The 21,349-nt window shown below is 56.2% G+C and carries 18 protein-coding genes; 14 read left to right on the top strand and 4 right to left on the bottom strand.

All coding sequences use genetic code 11. From position 1 onward, the window contains the following. Nucleotides 1-6: 6 nt before the first annotated feature. On the top strand, nucleotides 7-747 hold the full coding sequence (locus tag MK323_04995; protein ID MCH2481516.1) for a tyrosine-protein phosphatase: 741 nt from the start codon (nucleotides 7-9) through the stop codon (nucleotides 745-747). A gap of 320 nt (nucleotides 748-1,067) precedes the next feature. Here MK323_04995 and cysC read toward each other — a convergent pair whose 3' ends face one another. The 4 genes from cysC to MK323_04975 are packed head-to-tail and all read right to left on the bottom strand — an operon-like array spanning nucleotide 1,068 to nucleotide 5,508. Next, a complete protein-coding gene (gene cysC, locus MK323_04990; protein ID MCH2481515.1) occupies nucleotides 1,068-2,117 on the bottom strand; it encodes an adenylyl-sulfate kinase in 1,050 nt (349 codons plus the stop codon). Between the two features lie 25 nt (nucleotides 2,118-2,142). Next, a complete protein-coding gene (locus tag MK323_04985) occupies nucleotides 2,143-3,249 on the bottom strand; it encodes a zinc-binding dehydrogenase (protein MCH2481514.1) in 1,107 nt (368 codons plus the stop codon). A gap of 30 nt (nucleotides 3,250-3,279) precedes the next feature. After that, a complete protein-coding gene (locus MK323_04980) occupies nucleotides 3,280-4,392 on the bottom strand; it encodes a mandelate racemase/muconate lactonizing enzyme family protein (protein MCH2481513.1) in 1,113 nt (370 codons plus the stop codon). A gap of 6 nt (nucleotides 4,393-4,398) precedes the next feature. Then, on the bottom strand, nucleotides 4,399-5,508 hold the full coding sequence (locus tag MK323_04975; GenBank protein MCH2481512.1) for an aromatic ring-hydroxylating dioxygenase subunit alpha: 1,110 nt from the start codon (nucleotides 5,506-5,508) through the stop codon (nucleotides 4,399-4,401). Nucleotides 5,509-5,866: 358 nt separating this feature from the next. Between MK323_04975 and MK323_04970 the strand changes: the two genes are divergently transcribed. The 13 genes from MK323_04970 to MK323_04910 all read left to right on the top strand — a co-directional run bounded on the left by MK323_04970 (nucleotide 5,867) and on the right by MK323_04910 (nucleotide 21,289). Then, nucleotides 5,867-7,873, top strand: coding sequence for an FAD-dependent oxidoreductase (locus tag MK323_04970; GenBank protein MCH2481511.1), 2,007 nt, complete (start codon nucleotides 5,867-5,869; stop codon nucleotides 7,871-7,873). A gap of 90 nt (nucleotides 7,874-7,963) precedes the next feature. After that, on the top strand, nucleotides 7,964-9,124 hold the full coding sequence (locus MK323_04965; protein MCH2481510.1) for an aromatic ring-hydroxylating dioxygenase subunit alpha: 1,161 nt from the start codon (nucleotides 7,964-7,966) through the stop codon (nucleotides 9,122-9,124). A gap of 57 nt (nucleotides 9,125-9,181) precedes the next feature. Further along, nucleotides 9,182-9,889, top strand: coding sequence for a GNAT family N-acetyltransferase (locus MK323_04960; protein MCH2481509.1), 708 nt, complete (start codon nucleotides 9,182-9,184; stop codon nucleotides 9,887-9,889). Further along, on the top strand, nucleotides 9,886-11,031 hold the full coding sequence (locus tag MK323_04955; GenBank protein ID MCH2481508.1) for a ring-hydroxylating oxygenase subunit alpha: 1,146 nt from the start codon (nucleotides 9,886-9,888) through the stop codon (nucleotides 11,029-11,031). The genes MK323_04960 and MK323_04955 overlap by 4 nt, the downstream gene beginning before the upstream one ends. After that, entirely contained in the window at nucleotides 11,028-11,810 is a 783-nt protein-coding gene (locus tag MK323_04950) for a glucose 1-dehydrogenase (protein ID MCH2481507.1), read from the top strand. The genes MK323_04955 and MK323_04950 overlap by 4 nt, the downstream gene beginning before the upstream one ends. A 54-nt stretch (nucleotides 11,811-11,864) precedes the next feature. Next, complete coding sequence (locus MK323_04945; protein ID MCH2481506.1) at nucleotides 11,865-12,596, top strand: SDR family oxidoreductase; 732 nt, start codon at nucleotides 11,865-11,867, stop codon at nucleotides 12,594-12,596. Then, complete coding sequence (locus MK323_04940) at nucleotides 12,593-13,324, top strand: SDR family oxidoreductase (protein MCH2481505.1); 732 nt, start codon at nucleotides 12,593-12,595, stop codon at nucleotides 13,322-13,324. Before MK323_04945 ends, MK323_04940 begins: the two co-directional genes overlap by 4 nt. A gap of 15 nt (nucleotides 13,325-13,339) precedes the next feature. Beyond that, on the top strand, nucleotides 13,340-14,014 hold the full coding sequence (locus MK323_04935) for an AroM family protein (GenBank protein MCH2481504.1): 675 nt from the start codon (nucleotides 13,340-13,342) through the stop codon (nucleotides 14,012-14,014). Then, nucleotides 14,011-15,096, top strand: coding sequence for a DUF917 domain-containing protein (locus MK323_04930; GenBank protein ID MCH2481503.1), 1,086 nt, complete (start codon nucleotides 14,011-14,013; stop codon nucleotides 15,094-15,096). Before MK323_04935 ends, MK323_04930 begins: the two co-directional genes overlap by 4 nt. Further along, nucleotides 15,093-16,628 carry a hydantoinase/oxoprolinase family protein gene (locus tag MK323_04925; protein MCH2481502.1) on the top strand — a complete coding sequence of 512 codons (1,536 nt, stop codon included), beginning with the start codon at nucleotides 15,093-15,095 and terminating at the stop codon, nucleotides 16,626-16,628. The genes MK323_04930 and MK323_04925 overlap by 4 nt, the downstream gene beginning before the upstream one ends. 53 nt (nucleotides 16,629-16,681) lie before the next feature. Continuing rightward, the gene (locus MK323_04920; GenBank protein ID MCH2481501.1) at nucleotides 16,682-17,281 is read left to right on the top strand and encodes a dimethylsulfonioproprionate lyase family protein; all 600 of its coding nucleotides are present in this window, start codon (nucleotides 16,682-16,684) and stop codon (nucleotides 17,279-17,281) included. A 19-nt stretch (nucleotides 17,282-17,300) separates the two neighbouring features. After that, a complete protein-coding gene (locus MK323_04915) occupies nucleotides 17,301-19,745 on the top strand; it encodes an FAD-dependent oxidoreductase (protein MCH2481500.1) in 2,445 nt (814 codons plus the stop codon). Nucleotides 19,746-19,759: 14 nt separating this feature from the next. After that, nucleotides 19,760-21,289 (top strand): trimethylamine methyltransferase family protein, encoded by a 1,530-nt coding sequence (locus tag MK323_04910; protein ID MCH2481499.1) that lies wholly within the window; start codon nucleotides 19,760-19,762, stop codon nucleotides 21,287-21,289. Nucleotides 21,290-21,349: the final 60 nt, after the last annotated feature.

Genomic DNA, 21,349 nt, shown 5'->3' with positions numbered 1-21,349 from the left:
GGCGCGATGACACTACCACGGCTTCGAAGACCCGTCCCAGGCATCAGCAACCTGCGGGACCTGGGCGGCTATGCGGTGCAGGGCGGATCACTGCGCTGGCACACACTGTACCGCTCTAGCGAGATCTCTGCGACGGATAACGACACCCTGCGCCAATTCCAGACGCTGGGCATCCGTACCCTGTGTGATTTCCGAGATGACAAACAGAAACAGAAGGTACCTATCGATCTTCCGTTCAGCGCGAGGGCGAATACCATCACGACCCCCATCAGCGTCAGCGTGCTGATTCGCTCAGCGCTTTCCGGTGAAAAACTCACTGGCACGAGTGCACGCAAGATTCTCGCGGATATCTACCGATCGTTGGTGTTGGACCACGCCGATGCCTATAAGCTCTTCTTCAACAGTCTTTTGGATCTCGGCAACTATCCTCTCGTCTTTTTGTGTGTGGCCGGCAAAGACCGCACAGGTCTGGCGGCGGCCTTGCTGCTGACCGCGCTCGGTGCCTCCCGCGACGCGATATTCGATGACTACCTGCTCTCGAACACCTACTGGGAAATGCCGACAGATGTGCTCACCGAAGAAGATGATGACGTCAGGAATGCTGTGTTTACAGCCGACTCACAGTACCTAGACGCCGCATTTACCGCGATATCCGAGCACTATGGCTCTACTGAGCGCCTTCTGCACGATGTTCTAGGACTGACCCCAGGACACCGAGAACAGCTACTCGCCTATCTGGTCGAATAAGGGCAGAGTGCTGCCACCCGTATCAACTGAACCTTAAAGGGTCTTTCAAACGGTACTCATAAAGATGTTCGTAATGTGGCCGCACTTTTTCGTACAGCTGTTTGGCGGGGTCCGGCACACTGGAAATGTCCGTGTAACCTGGCTTCTGCGGTTTTAGTCCCGTGGAGCCTTTCAATTTCTCGTGCCAGGACCCTCCGTCATAGAAGTCCCGCGGCGGACAGGTGAAACCGACCTGATACGGGAAAAGCTTGTTTTTCCAATCCGCCCAGTGGGTCGGTTTTTTGGTAGACGCTTACGTGTGCTCCAATGGCAGCCACTTCTTATAAATAGTTGCGCGCTTGAAGATAGGAGATGATCTGTTGTACGAGCGTATCCGGGTCTGTATCTTCGGCGTTGAGGACGATCTCAGCGTTTTGTGGCGGTTCATAGGCCGAGTCGATACCGGTGAAGTTTTTCAACTGCCCAGCTCTTGCTTTTTTGTACAGTGATTTCGGATCACGGGCTTCACAAACCGCAAGCGAAGCATCCACAAAAATCTCCACGAACTCGCCTTCACTCATGAGCGAGCGGGCCATCGCCCGTTCAGAGCGAAACGGTGAAATAAACGACGCCATAACGATCAAACCCGCATCGACCATCAGCTTGGCGACTTCCGCAACGCGCCGGATATTCTCAACGCGGTCCTGATCAGTAAATCCAAGATCACGACTGAGCCCATGCCGGACATTGTCCCCATCGAGCAGATAAGTGCGTTTACCCATCGCGTGCAGTTTCTGTTCCACCCGGTCAGCAACGGTCGACTTACCGGCGCCCGATAAACCGGTAAACCACAGTACACACGGCGTCTGCTGGCCAGCTCGTGCACGCGCTGCCTTATCGACCTCCATGTCGAACCACATCACATTGGTGGCCCGGCGTAACGCAAAGTCGATCACACCGGCACCCACCGTCATGTTCTGATCTTTATCGACCAGGGCAAACGCACCGACCCAGTCGTCACTGTCATGATCGGCGAACGGTACCGCCCGGTCCAACGCGATCTTGCAGTAGGCGATCTCTCCCTGGCCCAGTGTTTTAGCTGCGAGTTGCTCCAGCGTATCCGGCTCAACACGATACGAGAGATCTGTGATCTGGACGGTCGTTTCGATGCCCGCCAGACGGATCAGATAAAGTCGTTCGGGCAGCATGGCATCACGGCCGCTCCAGATCAGATGAACCGCAAACTGATCTGATGTGGGCATGTCATCTTCAGATGCGGCAGACCGGTCATCAGCAAGCGGATCAAACGCCCCACTCAGCAGTGCGGCCGACACATCGCGCACCTTTTGGATTTTGCTGTGCGCTAATTCCTGGCCGGCAGTTTCATTCATAGCCTGTGGATCCGCTGATTACGCATTAAGTGCCTGGGCACACCACGATGTTTCCAACGTGCTGCTTGTCGATAAACGCCTGTTGGGCGGCATGAAACTGCGACAAAGGGAATGTTGCCGCGAGCAAGGGCCTGATTTCACGCTGCTCAATATAGCGTACCAGATCCTCGAAGACGCCGGGCGGTGCCACCGTGGCACCGGTAAAGGTGAGATCTCGTAGATAGAACGTCCGCAGGTCGAATTCTACGACCGGCCCGGCAATGGCTCCAGCACAGGTATAACGGCCACCACGTGCAATGGCATCGATCAGCTGTGGCCACAGGACACCTCCAACCACATCTGCCACCACGTCGACCGTATCGCGGCCGATGGCCGCCTTAAGTCGTGATCGGATGTCTTCCGCGTTACGCTCGAGAACCGCAGCAGGGCTAATGGCACTCACCGCCTGTGCTTTATCAGCACCACATAGCGCTACCACAACCGCATCGCGCCGGTTTGCTAGTTGGACAAGAGCAGACCCAACACCACCCGACGCACCGGTCACCAACACGGTATCGCCAGCCGCGACTTGGGCATGATTCAGCATATTTTCTGCCGTGACATAGCTACAGGCGAACGTCGCCAGCTCCGCATCAGACAATACGCAATCGATTGGATGGACCTGACGCTGACTGACCTTGGTATATTCGGCATAGCCGCCGTCACACTCACTACCGAAGTACCCGGTTTTGTCGAGATTCATAGGGTCATTCCAGTCGCGGAGCCAGCCGTCGACCAGCACGCGCTGTCCGACGAGTGCGGCATCAGCCTGCTGCCCCACCGCCACCACGATACCGGCAACATCAGCCCCTTGAATTCGTGGAAAACTGACTGAGGTACCGCCCCAGGTGCCATCCTCCCCATCGGCACCCGTCAGAGCATCTCCGGTGGTCGCTTCCGTGTTCCCTTTGGAGTACCAGGCACTGCGGGTGTTCACATCAGTGTTGTTAAGCCCGCAAGCACCCACGCGGATCATTACGTCGTCGGTTTCCGGAACCGGCGTGGGCCAATCATCATGAAACACCAGCTTATCCAGGCCACCGTGGCCTGTCAGTACAACCGCCTGCATGGTCTTTGGGATTTCAGTTGTCATCTTGCATCGCCTCGGTTAACAGCCCGAGTCCTATGCTGCATACACCGCAACTGGTTTTCCCAGCAAAGACTCGTCTGGAGAAAATCCTAAGCCTGGCAGATCTGGAATCCTAAGTTCGCCGTATTGGCTACGCGGTCCCCTGCCTGGGGCCACGTCGACCGTCAGCATGTCCTGACAAGCCCAGCAGCCCAGCCGGAACTCATCCGGAATAGTTTGTGCCAAGGATGCGGCTTCGGCATCGGCCAATACGGAGCCTCCAGTGGCCATGACATAAATCTGGATACCGTGAGCGATGGCCACATCGCGAATCCGCTTGGCCTTGGTCAGCCCACCGACCCGATTGATCTTGATTCCAGCAACATCTGCAATGCCTTCGTGGGCGATCCTAACCATATCGTTCAGACTGACCAACGATTCGTCTACCGAAATCGGAGAAGTGGTCACCGCACGCACGGCCTTGATATCGTCCGTCGTCTCGCAAGGTTGCTCAAACGTCACTCCCAGATCAGCAACTGCATTCATCACGATAGCGGCTTCCCGGCGTGTCCAAGCCCGGTTAACATCATAGAGAATGCGCTCTCCCTCAAGCCGGTTTTGTTCGATATGCCGGATCCGCCGAATATCGAGCTCGATATCGCTGCCGCCCACCTTTACCGAATGGCCACGATAGCCCATCTTCCGGTATTTCTCGATGATCTCTATCATGTATTCAGGCTGACCTGAAGACACGGATGACATGATGCGCGTACCGGTTTCATAGCGCCCACCCAGCAGGTCCGGCAACGACAGGCCAGCAGCTTGGCCAGCAATATCCAAACAGGCCATGTCGATTGGAGATTTCACATAAGGATGACCGGGGAGTTCTTTGTCCATCACATATTCAATCCGCTCATTCTGTCGTGAATCCATGCCTATCAGAACAGAAGCAATGGTTTCGATGCCAGCCCGGATGCCGGGGCCATGGGCAGGTACATAGGTATGTCCCCAAGGCGTGCCTTCACCCCAGCCGATATGGCCGCTATCGGTTTCTATTTTCACGAAGGTGGCATCCAGCACTTCGAATTTCAGCCGTCCACCGGACAACCAATAGGGCTCGGAAAGTGGCAGATCCTTTTGATAGACGGAAATCTTCTTAATCTTCATCGCTGTTTACAACTCACACCCTTCGCGCATCCACTGCTGCAGTACCTTGATCGAATGCTCTGAATTCACGCCACCTGCCGGATCGATGACCAAAGGTCCAGGCCGGTAACCGCGATTCTTGAATCCCCTCTGTTGCGACTCAACCAGGTGGATATCCTCTTCGACGGTGGTCGCGCGGTCCTGTACTGCCAGTTCACGGATGATTCTTGATTCTTCGCCACCGACCGTAAACCAGCCTCGGGTCAGCCTGACCTCTTCAACATCTGTGGGCTGCCAGTGATAGGTATTGAGCACATTACCCGGATAGACTTGAAACGAAAATGTGGGCCAGAGAAACCACGATGAATAGTCACCGGCATGCCCATTGGCATCCAGGTTTATGGGGTAACTCATCTGGTCAAGATTCTGACACTCGGTGGTATGGCGCAGGCAGTATCCCTGGGGTTGAATGTCGTAGGTTTCGGGCTTTATGACACCGGTAGCAAACGTCTTGTGATTGATCCGGCAGTGATAGCACTCTGAATAGTTTTCAACTGACACCTTCCAGTTACATTTTTCGGGTACCTGAATCCACTCCAGGGGCTTCAGCGTATCGATATCCGGCACGTATGCCCGTAACTCCTGCTCTAGGTTCGGATACCACGTTGCCATGGGTGCAGCGTTGTCATCCAGGTTAACAAAAATGAAACCGCAGAGGACTTCTGTACGAACCTTCGACAGGCAGATCTTTTCATTCGAGAACCCTGGTACGACTTCGGTGTTCGGGCCTTTGAGCAACTGACCGTCCAGCTGGTAGGTCCACCCATGGTACGGGCAGACGATTACCTTGCGACAATTGCCTGCACCGTGCACGAGTTCGTGAGCCCGGTGCTGGCAAACATTATAGAATGTACGTAGTTCGCCCTGAGCATCCTGGATACAGAACAAGCCCTGCCTGGCGATCTCATAAGTGAAGTAATCACCCGGTTTCTGTATTTGAGAAACATGACCTGCGTACTGCCAGGTCCGCATAAACAGGCCCGACCGCTCGTTTTGGAAGTGCGCTTCACTGGTGTAGTAGTTTGGCTCCAAAGTGCGTATCACTTCGGAACTAGACGCCTTGTCGTCTGATGTCATGACAAACTGGTTTCGCTGTTCAAGAAAATACCCTGCTCATGGATACATTTGAATTTGGCAGCCAGTCATTCATGGGCATCAGCGATAACAGAAGCCATTAAAGTCTCCAATAACGCATGCAACACCGCTTTCAACATAACAAACAGTGGCCTAGCGACTGGCACCACAAAACGAGGGCGGTCTTGTACAAACAGCGGCGACGCGGGACGGTCTGAACTCCCGATAACGGTGATCCCCTGATCAATCTCGAGCTGCACAGATTCGACTACGTCAACTCATCGCGCCGTCCGGTAGTATTGTAATTATACTATCCTGCTGCCTATCTTCAGACCTGCTTTTGGGAAGTAAACTCACAGAAATGAATCAACCTGATAGCAACAGTACTAAACCAACGGAGACGGTGTACGGAAACCTGCTCCAACCCATTGCGTTGGGACCAACACGAGTTGCCAATAGGATTTTCAATCCTCCACACGGCACGACGTTGGGTTCCGAAGGGGTCGTTACGAATAACCTGATCGCATATCACGAGGCCCGCGCAAAAGGCGGCGTGGGCCTGATCATTCTCGAGGGCATGGCTTTTCACCCAAGCTTCGAGTTCGAGTCGGCTTACTTGAATGCGGGTCGTGACAGCATAATTCCTGGACTCAAAAAGCTATCCAGAGCTTGCAGAGAGCATGGCACAGCGGTATTCGGGCAGCTGTACCATGCGGGGCGTGCCGTCCGATCCAGTCATGACGGATCAAAACCATTAGTCTACTCACCGTCCGATATTCCCGATGAACGTTATCGCGTGGTGCCCAGGCCTATGCCCAATGAAATGGTCTGGGAGGTCATTGACAGCTACGCCAAGGCAGCTGTGCGTTTGGTGGAAGCAGATTTAGATGGCGTCGAAATTCTAGCGAGTATGGGTTATCTGATTGCTCAGTTTCTAAACCCGGCAACGAACCGACGCGAAGATGAGTTTGGCGGCAGCTTCGAAAACCGACTGAGATTCTTGCGCGAAACGGTTACACAGACAAGAAAGGCAATTGGTCAGGGGAAAACTTTGGGAATTCGCATCACCCTGGACGAGAAGACTGATACCGGCCTGGATGCCGATGAGGTCATCAAAATCTGCAGCGCCCTGGAAGAGGACGATGTCCTCGATTACTTCAGTGTGATCTCTGGTTCGTCGTCTTCTCCCGCCGGCTGGATTCATGTCTTTCCACCCATGGCTATCCCCCATGCTTATGTTGCAGACGATGCTGCACGACTGAAAAATGCAATCTCGAAACCAGTCCTGGTTGCAGGAAGAATCAACCAACCTCAGACGGCTTCAGAGATCTTGTCTGAGCGTAAGGCCGACATGATTGGCATGGCGCGGGCACTGATTGCCGATCCCGAGTTTGTAAATAAGGTTGCCCAGAACAAAAGCGATCATATTCGCGCCTGCATCGGATGCAATCAAGCCTGTGTGGGGCATCGTCTAACACACCACGCGATTTCCTGCATCCAGAATCCGCGAACCGGTAGAGAGCAACTCTTCCAGAATACTCAAGAATCGCAATCAACGAAGACGGTTATGGTTATCGGTGGCGGACCAGGAGGGATGAAAGCCGCCGTGACTGCAGCAGAACACGGGCACCGGGTTTTACTTTTTGAGCAGCAGGCAAGGCTCGGCGGCCAGGTAAATCTTGCAGAATTACTGCCCGGTCGGGCCGAATTTGGCGGTGTCACTACTAACCTTGTACATGAGTTGGAGCGGAACAGCGTTGATGTCTGCTTAAATTCAACCGTATCCAGTGAGACGGTCAACAAATTCGAGCCCGATGCAATAATTGTCGCAACAGGCGCAGTGACCCGGCTGCCAGAAGTTGAAGTAAACGATGTAGAACTCGTTCATGCTTGGTCTGTCATCCAGCGCCACAAGAAAATTGGACAGAACGTTGTCATTGCAGACTGGGCATGCGATTGGACCGGCCTTGGAGTTGCTCATAAACTGGCGCTGGAAGGGCATCACGTGAGGTTGCTGTCGGGTGCCAGTATTCCTGGAGAGTCGATTCCGGGTATTGTTCGAGACCAATGGATCGGCGAACTGCAGAGCCTGAATGTTGAATTAATAAACTTCGCCCGTTTTTTCGGAGCGCAGGATCGCTCTGTATTTTTCCAGCATATGATCAACGGCGAACCGATTATCTGCGAAAACGTCGACACGATCGTCAGTTGCTACGCACCCCAATCAAATAAGCAATATGACTGGTTATTTGAGCCAACCGGCACGCACAAACAACCCACACTCATAAAAGTCGGTGACGCACTCGCCCCCAGAACCGTTGAAGAGGCAGTTCTGGATGGATTTCAGGCAGCCTGGTCTTTACAGTGAAGAAACACTGGGTGGGCCCGCGAAGCATTTACAGGTAAGAGTAGCATCGTGGAGGACCCATGAATTCTCTCGATACAACAGGAGTGTCAGGTGGGTAACGATCATTGGTTTGATCCAGATCTATGGACACGCATCACTGAACCCACGGCTGAGGGGTCTGGCCTGCCTAATGCTGCCTACACTGATTCGGCGTTTTTCAAGCTGGAGCAGAACTCACTGTTTAAAAAGACCTGGGTGTTCGCTGCCTTTGCTCACAAACTCCAGGATGTTGGAGACCTGTTACCCGTGGAGGTGGCCGGGCAACCCATCCTGCTGACTAAAAGCGATGAAACCGCTATCAGAGCCTTTCACAACGTCTGCCGGCATCGGGGTGCGATACTTGTCGACGAATGGAAATCCAAATGCCGCACGATCGTCTGTCCCAACCATTCATGGAGCTACAGCCTCAGCGGAAAATTGTTGTCACGGCCTCATTTTTTCGGTGGTGGCAAACACGACGTTAATCCTGCGCAATGCCAGCAGTCAAACTTGATCGAGATTCGATGTGAAACCTGGAACGACTGGGTGTTTGTTAACTTAGATGGGAATGCCGGCAATTTTTCCGCTCATATTGAGCCCATAGTCAATAAACTTGATGGATACGATCTTAGCGCCTTGCATTTTGCTACCGAACTGGAATTCGATATTCGCGCAAACTGGAAACTGGCAATCGAAAATTTCATCGAGCCTTATCACGTCTTCTCCTGCCATCCCTGGCTTAATTCATTTGTCGCTATGGCGGAACGAAGTCCGCCGACATTCGAAAATCACATCCTTTCATGCGGCTACGAATTCAAGAAAACGGATCCTGCCCGCGGGGAGGGATTGCCATACTTTCCGAACCTTCCGAGTGACAAGAAAAGGCGCGGGGACTGGTATGTATTGTTCCCTAATTTTGCATTTGAGATCTTTCCGGACCAGCTCGCCGTCTTTGTTGCGGCACCATCAGGACCTGATCGATGCAAAGAAACGATCGGACTTTATTTTGTCGGCGACGGCGCGAATAGTGATCAATACACGAACGCGCGCAACGTGGTCATCAAAAATTGGCATGATCTCAACAATGAAGACATTAGCATCCTGGAGCGCATGCAGGCTGGGCGCTTATCCGACGGGTTTGATGGTGGCGTGCTATCGCCCTACTGGGACCCGGTTCAACAGCATTTTGCTCGTTTGATCTTTGAATCAGTCGTATCGGTACCAGAGTCGTGAAGCGGGCATTAATTCATCTGAGCCGGCAATTTCGCACGACGAAAACAATCTGAAGCGATGACCATTCAACCAATTGGTTTTGCCGTAGACGACTGGACCCCACCGGTCAGGCCGCCTGCAGAACCGATGATCGGACGGTACTGCCAGCTCGAACGTCTTGACGCGGACCACGATGGACAATCGCTGTTCGATTCGCATGCGCTCGATACCGAAGGTCACAACTGGACCTACCTGCCGCAGGGCCCATTCGAGAACTATGTCGAGTTCCACACCTGGCTGAGTGGTATGGCCAAGCTGGATGATCCATTTTTCTTTGCCATCATCGACAGTGAAAGCCAGACCGCCGTCGGGATTGCCAGTTACCTCAGAATCACGCCACTAGCGGGGACGATCGAAGTCGGCCATATCCACTACTCCCCGCTACTGCAAAGAAAGCCGGCCGCGACTGAAGCGATGTACCTGATGATGAAACAGGCATTTGAACTGGGCTACCGGCGTTATGAGTGGAAATGCGATACGCTCAATGCGCCATCCCGCACGGCGGCCCAGAGACTGGGCCTGTCTTATGAAGGCATCTTCCGTCAGGCCACCGTGTATAAACAACGCAACCGTGACACGGCCTGGTATGCCACCATCGATCGGGAATGGCCTGATCTCAAGCTAGCTTTTGAACAGTGGCTTGATCCAGACAATTTTGATCATGACGGCAATCAAAAAACCCGGCTGTCAACACTGACCGCCCCGCTGCTCAAGGCCAGAGGATGACCGCAACCCCACTGACGTGCGCTGATATCGATCATATAGGACGGGGCTATGATCCGGTCGCCGCGCGCTCGAGTTCGATCCACAGTGACTGCTACCGCGATGACCGTTTTCTGACTGCTGAACGCGAGCAAATATTCCACCGGACCTGGCAGTTCGTGTGTCACGAAGAAAAGCTGCGCCAACCCGGTAACTATGTCACCGCATCCCTACAGGGCCAGAGCATCTTTGTGGCCCGCGATACCGGCGGTGTCCTCCAGGCTTTTTACAACGTCTGTCAGCACCGGGGACATGAACTGCTGCAGGGTGAAGGCATCACCAGCACCATCACGTGCCCGTACCACGGCTGGGTTTACGATCTCAATGGATCGCTGCGGCGCGCGCGGCGCAGTGAACTGATCGAAAACTTCCGGGACAGTGACATTCGCCTGCAACCCATCCAGGTCGAGCTCTTCTGTCACCTGATTTTTGTCAATCTCAGCCCTGACGCTTCAGCACTGGCTGAGCAAAGCGGTGACCTCGCCCAGGAAATAATGACCTATGCACCGGATCTCGCAGAGCTGACCTTTGCACACCGTTTGACCTATCACCTGAAAGCCAACTGGAAAGCCATCGTCGACAATTTTCTGGAGTGCTATCACTGCCCCGTGGCTCACAAAGATTTTGTGACACTAGTAGAGATGGATACCTACAAAGTCAAAACCCACGGCATCTATTCCAGCCACATGGCCAAAGCCGGCCGCACCGAAAACCAGGCCTATGGCGTCGACGATGTGAGTGTGACCGACCACGCGGTCTGGTATCTTTGGCCCAACATGGCCCTGATGCGTTACCCAGGCAGAGGTAACTTCATGGTATGGCGCTTTATTCCGGTCAATGCGGGAGAGACCTATGAGGAATTTGATTTCTTTTTTGAAACCGACACACCCACCGATGCTGAAATGCAAGCGATCCAATTCATTGATGACGTACTGCAGCCTGAAGACATCGGGCTGGTCGAAAGCGTACAGCGCGGCATGCAGACTCCAGCCTTCAATCAGGGTCGTTATGTGGTGGATCCCACGGGGTCCGGTTTGAGTGAACATGGGGTCCATCATTTTCACGGCCTTGTACTCGATGCCTATCGCAGGGCATGCAGCCCATGAATTACCCGACTGGTACCGGACAACTGCAGAACAAGACCGCCGTGGTCACCGGCGGCAGTCGTGGGATCGGCCGCGCCATCGTGGACAAATTTGTCGCCGAAGGCGCACAGGTGGTGACCAGCAGCCGACACGCAGCCGATAGCGATCTGCCGGACGCGGTTCACTGGCTGCAGGCTGATGTCAGTGAGCGAGATGAGGTCGACACACTGGCTGAATTTGCGGTCGATCAACTCGGCGACATCGACATCCTCGTCAACAACGCCGGAGTTCAGCTCGAAAAAACCGTGGTCGACAGCACCGATGCGGACTGGGACCAGCTGATGGGCACCAACGCGCGGGGGGTGTTTCTGGTTTGCCGGCGCTTCATACCGATCATGACGGCTTCAGGCGGTGGTTCGATTATCAACATCGGCTCGATCAGTGGCGAGCATGCGGACCCGACCATGGCGCTATACAACGCATCCAAAGCGTTTGTCGCAGGTCTGAGTCGATCGATTGCGGTAGACCACGGTGCCGAAGGTATCCGCTGCAACACCATCTGCCCGGGCTGGATTACAACCGGCATGATTGATGCCGCCTTCGATCTCGCCAGAAATCCAGCCGCATCCAAAGCGGACGCACTGGCCCGGCATGCGGTGGGCCGGCTGGGTCAGCCGGAAGACATTGCCGCCGCTGCCGTGTGGCTGGCCTCAGACCAGAGTGCGTTCATGACCGGCCAGTCGATGACCGTGGATGGCGGGCTCGTGGCTGCCTCACCGCTGCAACCGGGACTATTTTAGGCTGGTGTCCTCCCAAAATGTCCTGATAGGTGTGAGCACGCCCAAAATACATCGATGACATTATCTGGAAAAAAAGCACTGGTCACCGGCGCGGCCGGGGGTATTGGCCAGGCCATCGTCAGGGCGCTGACCGACGCGGGTGCGGCTATTGCGGCCACAGATATTCAGCTCGAAGGTATCCCGTGTGATGTCGCTATCCTTGGGGACCTTACCGATTCCGCGCACTGCGATGCACTGCCCGCAAAAACTCGCGAAGCCCTGGGCGGTCTTGATATTGTGATCAACAACGCCGGGATCATCCGCCGCGGTGTTATTACTGACTCAACGGACGATGACTACGTTCAGTCTATGGCTGTCAACGTCGAAGCACCTTTCCGTATCTGCCGGGCGGCCATACCGATCCTGGCTGCCAATGGCGGTGGTGCCATTGTCAATGTCTCATCCTGCTGGGGTGTACGGCCTGGCCCGAATCATCCGCTCTACTGCATGTCTAAAGCAGCACTCGCATCGATGACGCAGTGCCTGGGCCATGACCACGCCCACCAGGGCATCCGTGTGAACGCCGTCTGCCCCAACGAAGTGAACACGCCCATGCTGCGCTCGGGATTCAGTGCCCGCGGCATCGATCCTGAAAAAGCCATTGATGATCTCAATCGGTCCGTACCGCTGGGGCATATCGCCCAACCGGAAGAGATCGCCGATGTGGTGCTGTTTCTCGTCTCTGATCAGTCGCGCTACATGTGCGGCGCGCTGGTTGAAGTCAATGGCGGAAAGCCAGTGACATGACGACAGACCGTAAACAGGTTGCGTTGGTTACGGGCGGGCGCAGCGGCATCGGACAGGCCTGTGCCCGGAATCTGGCTAGCCAGGGAATTCAGGTGTTTACCGCACAACGGCAGGACGACCCTGAATTTGACAGCATCTGCGCCGATCTCGCCGACACCGACGCCCCCCGCCAGATTATTGAGCACGTCACTGAACACGCTGGACAGCTCGATATTCTGATTAACAACGCGGGCATAATGCTGGAGGCGACTGTCGAAAAAATGTCGGTTGAGGACTGGGACCGAACGCTGGCCGTTAATCTTCGGGCACCTTTTCTTCTGATCAAACAGGCACTGCCCTATCTTCGAGACGGCGGCCGTATTGTGAACATCGGCTCCATCGAAGGCCTGGGCTCGAATGCACGCCACCCAGCCTACTGTGCGTCCAAAGCGGGCCTGCATGCGCTAACACGCGCTGTTGCAGTCGATCACGGGCCGGACGGCATCCGCTGTAACGCCGTCGCACCGGGCTGGATTGATACCGAACTCAATACCGACTTCATCGAGTCGATGCCGGACCCGGCGCGCTTCCGCGAGGAGCTCGGCCGTATCCACCCGGTGGGCCGTACCGGCACACCCGAAGAAGTCGCATCACTGGTCGCCTGGCTGGTCTCAGATGACGCCTCGTTTGTCACAGGTCAGATCTACACGGTCGATGGCGGACGACTGGCACGACTGCCCCTGCCCTGAACCCCTGTCTCGGTGATGACCGAACGCACGTTGGGCATTGCCACGATCGGGCAGGCACCGCGCGATGATATTGCCGCACTGTTTTCCGAGCAGACACCTTCGTCCACCCGTATCCTGTTGCGGGGCTGTCTGGATAACCTGACCGATGACCCGATCGCCCAGCGCCCACCGATGGATGGTGCCGATACGCTGTACACCCGGCTACGCGGCGGGGTTGACGTCAAAATCTCAAAAACCCACGCGATTGAACGGGCGTCCAACACACTGCAACAACTTCGTGGCGATGGCGCCGATACGCTGGTCTTTGCCTGCACTGGCGAGTTTCCTCCGATGGACGGTGATACCGGTGTGATCTTTCCCTCGCGAATTCTCAATGCGCTTGCCGAGAGTTTGCTCCCGCGCGGGCGGCTGGGACTGCTCATCCCGCTGCCCGAACAATCAAACAAGCTGGCGGCGAAGTGGCAGCGCACTGGTGTGGAGGTGGTCGCCGAAGCTTTGCGCCCCAGTGCGGATGATACCCACACACGAGCGGCCGCCGAACGCCTGGCACACCTAAAACCGGACCTCGTCGCGATGGACTGTATGAGTTATACCCCCGAGAGCAAAGCCATCGCCTCGGCCATTGTGGGTGTGCCCACGCTGCTGGCCATCACGGTCACCGGCCGCGCCATCCGGGGACTGCTGGAATGACCGAAACACGAGAACTCAGTCTGGACGATATTGAGTCGTTGGCGGTGGGTGCGTGGATCCTCGGTACGGGCGGCGGCGGCAGCCCTTACCTGGGTCTGTTGAACATGCGCCAGCTGTATGCCGCAGGCCATCGCGTCCGTCTAATCTCTCCGGACTCCCTGGGCGATACCGACACGATCGCGGTCGTCTCCAACCAGGGGGCGCCGCTGGTTGGTCAGGAACGGCTGACGGACAGCCGCAATATGGCCCGTGCCGTCGCGCTCATGGAAGAGATCACCGGCGTCGACTTTCAGGCCATCATGTCCCTGGAGATCGGCGGTGGCAATGCCATCCAGCCGCTCATGGCTGCCGCGCACCTGGACCGGCCCGTCGTCGATGCCGACTGTATGGGCCGTGCTTACCCAGAAGCACAAATGACCAGTTTCGCGGTCGGCGACTTAAGACCCTACCCGCTGACCAGTATCGATCCGCGGGGAGTGGAATCAGTCGTCTACAAAGTACCCTCCTGGAAATGGATGGAGCGCGTCAGCCGCAAGATCTGTACTGAGTACGGATCGGTCGCCGCAACCTGCAAGGCACCGCGAAGCGGCGCTGAAATCAAGCGCTGGGCGATTCCGTATACCACCACCAAGGCCATTGAAATTGGCTCGGCCGTGCGTAACGCGCAACAACTGCATCACGATCCGATCGAAGCCATCCTTCGTGTCGAACCGGGAAAAAGACTCTACAGCGGGAAGGTGACTGACATTGAACGAAGAACCACGGAAGGTTTCTTGCGTGGACAGGTCACGCTGGAGGGTCTGGATGACTCCCAGGGCATACTGATGCAGATCAGCTTCCAGAATGAGTGGGTCGTTGCCTGGCAGGATGGCACACCGCGGGTCACGTCCCCGGATCTGATCTGTGTACTGAACAGCGACTCCGGGGAAGCCATCGGCACCGAAACGATCCGTTACGGACAGCGCGTCAGCGTGATTGCCCTACCCCCGCCTGAGGTGTTTCTCTCAGCGCGGGGACTCGAACTGGTTGGCCCCAGCGCGTTCGGCTACGACATCCCCTATACCTCTGTCTTTGTGTCATGAGACGCATCGGCATCGACGTTGGCGGCACCAACACCGATGCAGTCCTGATCAAGAACGGTGAAGTCCTGCGCGCGGTGAAAGCGCCCACCAGCGAAGACGTGACCGGCGGCATCATCGCAGCTCTGTCAGCACTGCGTGCTGAACCTGCCGGTCAGGGCGATGTTGACAGCGTGATGATCGGCACCACACATTTTGTGAATGCGATCGTGCAGCGCCGTTCTCTGTCGCCAGTCGGCGCGCTGCGTATTGGTGATCCAGTCAGCAGCAGCCTGATGCCGTTCTGTGACTGGCCGGGTGACCTCGCAAACATCGCCAAGGGAGGTGTGTGGTCGGTCGAAGGTGGTCATGAATACGACGGTCGGCCCATCCTACCCCTGGATGAGGACGCCATTCGTCAGGCGGCTACTGAAATGCGTGACCAGGGTCTGACCGCGATTGCCATAGCGTCGATCTTTTCCCCCATTGATGCCGACCACGAACAACGTGCCGCCGCCATCGTTGCGGACGAAATTCCCAGCGCCGTGATCACGCTTTCGTCCGACCTGGGTCGGATCGGGTTGCTGGAGCGGGAAAATGTTGCGCTGCTGAACGCAGCATTGAGCGGTCTGGCAGTTCAGACCATCAACGCATTTGAGGCAGCACTCCATCAAGTCGGTATCAACACACCGCTGTATATCACCCAGAACGACGGTACGGTGGTCGAGGCCGCAACAGCGATCCGGTTTCCGGTTTACAGTTTTGCCTCCGGCGCCACCAACTCCATGCGCGGCGCTGCCTATCTATCCAGCATAGACGATGCCATCGTAGTCGATGTTGGCGGCACCACAACCGATGTGGGCCAACTGGTCAGTGGTTTCCCGCGGGAGTCCAACACGGTTGTCGAGATCGGTGGTGTGCGCACTCTGTTCCGGATGCCGGAATTGCTGTCATTCGGACTGGGCGGCGGCAGTCATGTCTGCCTTGATCCACTGCAGGTCGGCCCGCTGTCGGTCGGCTACCAGCTGATACATGACGGGCTTATTTTTGGCGGCAGTCAACTGACGGCAACAGACATCGCCGTCGCCCGCGGCCTGCTCGACCTCGGTAATGCAGAACTTCTGCACAGCATCGACACCGACACACAATCTGCAGTACTGACTGAATGTGAACGGCTCCTGGAAGAAGCCGTCGACCGGGTTAAAACCCGCGCCGGCGATACACCACTGATCGCGGTCGGCGGGGGTGCGTTTCTGGTACCCGACCGACTCAGGGGTGTGTCCGACCTGCATCATGTCACCCATGGCGACTGTGCCAACGCAGTGGGTGCGGCCATTGCACAGGTATCCGGCGAGGTCGACCAGATCTTTCGGGATCTCTCGCGCACGGAAGCGATCGAACAAGCCACTCAGCTGGCGACATCGCGGGCCCTCGCGGCGGGTGCGGCTGAAGCCACGCTGACAACCATCGAAACCGAAGATATACCACTGTCTTATCTGCCCGGCAACAGTCTTCGCGTTCGTGTGCGCCGGGTGGGCGATGTGGCTGGATCGTGAGGTATTGCTGAGCGTAACATCTGCGTAATCCCCAGCCTAGCTTCACGTTGCATATGCGTCCTGAATCGATTCAAACTGCTGTTGATACCCTGCTGACTGCCATCACGGCGGAATTCGACCGTGGGTCCAGTGATGCCTGTCGCCGCACCGTCGATCTGCTCCAATCGGTGGATACCACAATCAGCACCGAACCGGTCCAGCCGATAAGTAGTCTCGACACACTGTGCGACCTTCCAGGTCCGATCCTAAAACTGTTGCAAAGCGAATCGCAGATGCCATCGGTTTGCGAAATCATAGCAGTGGCCAAAGAACTTCAGTGGCATGAATCCGCCCGGTCACACACGCCCTACAGTCAGCTGATCGGCCCGACAGGTCTGGTCAAGCACCGGAGTTTCCGGGTCGGTCTATTCGCCTTGATCTCAGGTATCGACTATGCCGATCATGTTCACCCGGCGGATGAGGTGTATATCGTTCTGGCCGGCTGTGGCAGCTGGTCGCTGGATGGTGGACCCTACCAGGCAAAAGGGGCTGGCGACATTATTGATATTCCATCCATGATGACCCATGCTATGCGAACGGATAGCACACCGGCGCTGACAGTCTATTCATGGACCGGCGATGACGTATCCCTAGATCACTACCGTTTCTGCTGATTCTTAAGGACAATTAGTCATGCAATCACATGCCCGGGTTGTTGTCGTCGGCGGCGGCTGTGTTGGTGTCAATGTGCTGTACAGTCTTGCGCACCGCGGCTGGACAGACGCCTGCCTGCTCGAGCGCACCGAACTGACTGCGGGCTCTACATGGCACGCCGCCGGCCTGATCCCGATCTATTCGTTTTCCTACAAATTCGGCCGGCTCATCAAGAAGACCATCGAGATCTACGAAGACCTGGAAGCAGAGACAGGCCAGGGCATCGGCTGGCACAAGTGCGGCCAGCTGCGTATTGCCGAAACACCAGACCGTATGGACGAGTACCTGAACTACGCTGCCATTGCAGAAACCCAGGGTGTGCGGGCAGAGATTCTGACACCAGAACAAGCCATTGATCTGTGGCCGTTGATGACCCGAACCGACAAACTGCTGGGTGCGGTCTATAACCCCGATGACGGCCACATCGCACCGGCTGATGTGACCCAGGCCCTGGCCAAGGGAGCCCGGCAACTGGGGGCGAACATCTACCGGGAGACGGACGTGACGGCGATTGAACGGCTGCGCTCAGGCGAGTGGAAGGTCGTCTCAGCGCAGGGGGACATCGTCTGCGAGCACGTGGTGACCGCCACTGGCAATTACGCCCAGCACACCGCACGAATGCTGGGCCTTGAACTGCCCTGCTTTCCCTTACTGCACCAGTACTGGGTTACCCAAACCGTACCCCAGATCCGTGAACGACAAGACCAAGGACTGCCCGAGCTGCCGGTCCTGCGTAATGAAGCGATCAACGGCTATGTGCGGGAAGAACGGGACGGGCTGATGTTTGGCCCTTATGAACAACCCGACCGCCTGGAGCATTTTGCCCGGGACAGTGTGCCCGAGTGGTTCGGCGCAGACCTGCTGCCGGAAGACATGGCTGCGGTTGAAGACAATTGGGCCGCCGCACTCGAGCTGGTGCCGGCGCTTGGAGAAGCCGGTATTCAGTCCAACGTGCGCGGACCGATCTGTGGCACACCGGACAACCTGCCGCTGTGCGGACCCGCCTGGGGCAAACAAAACCTGTGGCTCGCTGAAGGTTTTACGGGCGGCATCCTGATGGGCGGTGGTCTGGGCCATGAACTCGTTAACTGGATCATCGATGGCGAACCCCATGTCGACCTGTCCGAAGTCGATCCGAGACGGTTTGGTGACTACGCCAACAAGGTCTATACCGGGGTCAAGAACAAGGAGGCCTTCGGTCACAATTTCGGCATTCATTACCCGGGCTATGAATGGCCCGCCGCCCGGCCGGCTAAAACCATGCCCTGCTACGATCGGCTGACTGAGGCCGGTGCGGCCTGGGGATCGATCTACGGCTGGGAAGTGCCGTTGTGGTTTGCCCCGGAAGGCGTAGAACCCCGCGATGAATGGAGTTACCGGGTATTCAACTCCATGCCGCACGTGGGTGCCGAATGCCGTGCGGTACGTGAAGCAGTGGGTCTGTTTGAAATGACACCGATGGGCAAGTACGAAGCCAAAGGACCCGGCGTTGAGACCTGGCTCAATCGCATTCTTGCCAATCGCATGCCGCGCAGGATCGGCGGCACAGTACTGGCACACTTTCTCACCTACAAAGGCACGGTCCGCGCAGAATTCACGGTCACCCGACTGGATGATGATTTGTTCTATCTGATTGGTACGCCACGTGGCGAACGCCATGACTTTGATGTACTGGAAAAGTCGCTTCCCGAAGATGGCAGTGTCAACCTGTACAATGTAACGCTTGAACGGGGCGGCTTTACTGTGGTGGGTCCGAACGCCCGAGCACTTTTAGAGAAACTGGTCGATGCAGACCTATCGAATACCGCTTTCCCCTGGATGACCAGCCAGACCGTCACAGCGGGACTCGCTTCAGACGTGCGACTGATGCGGGTCAACTACGAAGGCGAACTGGGATGGGAACTCTATCACCCGATCAACTACAACCTACACCTGTTTGACGAGATCACCAAAGCTGGAAGTGAGCTTGGCCTAAAACACTGCGGTTACCGCGCGATAGAGTCTCTGCGACTGGAGAAATCCTACCGCGCCATGTACCGCGACATGGACGTTGAGCACACCGCACTGGAGTCGGGTCTTGATCGCTTCATCAAGTTCGACAAGGATATCTTTGTCGGCAAGGATGCCCTGCTCGATCAGCAGAAACAGGACCTTGGCCAACGCCTGGTGACACTGCAGGTCGAGACGGTAGATGCCGACGCTTACATGAATGAAGCGGTTTACCAGGATGGTCAACTGGTCGGCCGGGTGACTTCAGGCGCGACGTCGCATCACGTGGGCAACTGCCTGTCCATGGCATTCGTTGCCATTGAACACACCCAACCGGGGACAAAGCTGGAAGTCCAGGTACTGGAACGTCGCTGTCCGGCAACAGTGATCACGGACTCGCCCTACGATCCTGACAACCTGCGACCCCGGTCGTAAATCAGGCCAGTCGAGTGACGCTTCAGCCGGAAAAACACACACGAAAGGGCGGACGCTCCGCACGCCGTGCAGCGCGGGTGAACGCACCCATCATTCATCAACCGGCCCTGGTGCCGAACATTCCGGTTTACGAAGTGGTCAACGCCGAGGGCGTTGAACAGATTCATGATCTCGCCATGCGCATTGTGGAAAACATCGGCGTTGATTTTCGCGATGCAGAATCACTGGAGATCTGGAAGAAAACCGATGCTGAGATACAAGGCGAACGGGTTCGGGTCAGCCGCGACACGCTCATAGCACTGGTCGATCAGGCACCGTCGGAGTACGTGCACCACGCACGCAATCCGCAGCGCACGGTGACTGTCGGCGGCCGTTCGATGGTGGTGTCGCCTTCTTATGGCCCCCCTTATATCTATGATCTGGAGGGCAAGCGCCGGCCGGCCACGCTAGAAGACCTGCACAATCTGCAGAAACTCAATCATATGGCCTCCAGTGTCCATATCGCCGGCGGACCGGTCGTCGAGCCGATGGATATCCCCGTGCCACATCGGCACCTGCATATGGCCTACAGCGGGTTCAAGTACTCGGATAAACCGATCGTCGGCAATGTTACTACCCGCGAACGCGCGGAGGATACGATTGATCTGTGCAAAATCGTGTTTGGCGACGACTTTGCCACCAATAACTGCTGCACCACATCGCTGATCAACGCCAATTCGCCGCTGGTGTGGGATGCCACCATGCTCGACGCTCTCAAGGTCTATGCCGCCAACAACCATGCGGTCATGTGTTCACCGTTTTCCATGGCTGCAGCGTCAACACCCGCCAGCAATGTCGGAACGATGGCAGTGGTTACGGCCGAAGCCCTGATGGCGATCGCTTTTGCTCAGTTGGTGCGACCCGGCTCACCCATGCTCTTTGGTGTACCGGCAATGACCGTCGCGCTGAACACCGGTGCGCCGGTACACGGTAGCCCGGATTCGGCCATCGTCCAGTTCCTCGCCGGTCAGATGGCGCGGCGTTACGGCATACCCCACCGGGCGATCGCCAATTGTGCAACCTCCAAGTCGGCTGACATGCAGGCCGCTTACGACTCGATGTGGGGTCTATTTCCTTCTTTTCTAGCCGGCGCACAGTGGATCACCATGGCCGGCGGCATGATGGAAGGGACACTCGGGGTGGGCTATGCAAAAACAGTTATTGATTTTGAACAGCTCGATGCGTTCTACCATTTCTGCCAGGGCTGTCGATTTGATGACCTGGACGAGATTTTCGAAACCGTGAAGGACGTCGGACCCGGCGGTCATTTTCTGGGTTCGGCACACACCCGCAAGGCCAATCTATTTATTTTTCCCTCCCAGAACAACGTCACCTACGAGCAGTGGGATGATGAAGGCCGGAAAGACAGTGAACAGGTCGGGCTGGACAAGGCAAAGCAGTGGTTGGCTCGGTACGAAGAGCCAGAGTTCGATCCGACAATTGATGAAGCGCTCTCCACTTTTATCACCGAAAAAGAAGCCACTATCCCATCGGAGTTGCGCTGACAGATCCAGGCTTATTGAAGCTGAACCGAATTACTGACTGGTGCTTTACGAATCTAGCAT

This window comes from Gammaproteobacteria bacterium, assembly GCA_022450155.1.
Classification (GTDB): domain Bacteria; phylum Pseudomonadota; class Gammaproteobacteria; order Arenicellales; family UBA868; genus REDSEA-S09-B13.
The sequence above is the reverse complement of the archived record's forward strand: the minus strand, read 5'-3'. Positions and strand labels throughout refer to the sequence as shown.

Excerpts from the sequence above, each read along its gene's own strand:
- MK323_04995 (MCH2481516.1), top strand. The coding sequence starts at position 7 with ATGACACTACCACGGCTTCGAAGACCCGTCCCAGGCATCAGCAACCTG.
- cysC (MCH2481515.1), bottom strand. The coding sequence starts at position 2,117 with ATGAATGAAACTGCCGGCCAGGAATTAGCGCACAGCAAAATCCAAAAG.
- MK323_04985 (MCH2481514.1), bottom strand. The coding sequence starts at position 3,249 with ATGACAACTGAAATCCCAAAGACCATGCAGGCGGTTGTACTGACAGGC.
- MK323_04980 (MCH2481513.1), bottom strand. The coding sequence starts at position 4,392 with ATGAAGATTAAGAAGATTTCCGTCTATCAAAAGGATCTGCCACTTTCC.
- MK323_04975 (MCH2481512.1), bottom strand. The coding sequence starts at position 5,508 with ATGACATCAGACGACAAGGCGTCTAGTTCCGAAGTGATACGCACTTTG.
- MK323_04970 (MCH2481511.1), top strand. The coding sequence starts at position 5,867 with ATGAATCAACCTGATAGCAACAGTACTAAACCAACGGAGACGGTGTAC.
- MK323_04960 (MCH2481509.1), top strand. The coding sequence starts at position 9,182 with ATGACCATTCAACCAATTGGTTTTGCCGTAGACGACTGGACCCCACCG.
- MK323_04955 (MCH2481508.1), top strand. The coding sequence starts at position 9,886 with ATGACCGCAACCCCACTGACGTGCGCTGATATCGATCATATAGGACGG.
- MK323_04950 (MCH2481507.1), top strand. The coding sequence starts at position 11,028 with ATGAATTACCCGACTGGTACCGGACAACTGCAGAACAAGACCGCCGTG.
- MK323_04945 (MCH2481506.1), top strand. The coding sequence starts at position 11,865 with ATGACATTATCTGGAAAAAAAGCACTGGTCACCGGCGCGGCCGGGGGT.
- MK323_04940 (MCH2481505.1), top strand. The coding sequence starts at position 12,593 with ATGACGACAGACCGTAAACAGGTTGCGTTGGTTACGGGCGGGCGCAGC.
- MK323_04935 (MCH2481504.1), top strand. The coding sequence starts at position 13,340 with ATGACCGAACGCACGTTGGGCATTGCCACGATCGGGCAGGCACCGCGC.
- MK323_04930 (MCH2481503.1), top strand. The coding sequence starts at position 14,011 with ATGACCGAAACACGAGAACTCAGTCTGGACGATATTGAGTCGTTGGCG.
- MK323_04925 (MCH2481502.1), top strand. The coding sequence starts at position 15,093 with ATGAGACGCATCGGCATCGACGTTGGCGGCACCAACACCGATGCAGTC.
- MK323_04920 (MCH2481501.1), top strand. The coding sequence starts at position 16,682 with ATGCGTCCTGAATCGATTCAAACTGCTGTTGATACCCTGCTGACTGCC.
- MK323_04915 (MCH2481500.1), top strand. The coding sequence starts at position 17,301 with ATGCAATCACATGCCCGGGTTGTTGTCGTCGGCGGCGGCTGTGTTGGT.